This window comes from Streptomyces recifensis (assembly GCF_002154615.1).
Classification (GTDB): Bacteria; Actinomycetota; Actinomycetes; order Streptomycetales; family Streptomycetaceae; genus Streptomyces; species Streptomyces griseoluteus.
The window spans coordinates 337-799 of the sequence record NZ_MUNH01000781.1 but is presented as its reverse complement, the minus strand read 5'-3'; the positions used below and the strand labels follow the sequence as shown (position 1 = coordinate 799).

1 protein-coding gene is annotated in these 463 nt (G+C 76.5%); it reads right to left on the bottom strand.

From position 1 onward, the window contains the following. On the bottom strand, positions 1-463 hold a 463-nt coding region (locus tag CCN33_RS29645; protein ID WP_244173982.1), incomplete at both ends, for a JmjC domain-containing protein.

The window sequence follows — 463 nt, the reverse complement described above, 5'->3', positions numbered from 1 at the left end:
GCGCCCGCGCGGGCGCGGCCCGCCCGGCGCAGCCGGCCGGTCTCGGCGGCCGTGTCGGTGCCGGCCAGCAGTTCGGCGAGGCGGCCGGTCAGGGTGGCCAGGGCGGCGGCCGTACCGGGGTCGGCGGAGTCGGCGGGGTCGGCGAGGTGGGGGAAGCCGTCGAAGTCGGGGGCCTGGAGGAGGTGCTGGACGGTGTCGGCCAGCAGGTCGCGCCAGCGGCGCGGCTCGACGGTGACCGACAGGTGCAGGGACACCTGGTCCTTTGCGGCCGCTGCGTGCGGGGTTCCACAGGGCAGGTACAGGACGTCACCCGCACGCAGCGTCGTCTCGATGGCCGGCCGGCCCAGGTCCTCGGGCCGGTGGGAGGCCTTCCCCGCGCGGCGGCCGGGCACAGGCTCCCAGATCCGCCAGTCCTTGGTGCCCTCGATCTGGATGACGTAGACGTCGACCGGGTCGTGGTGCG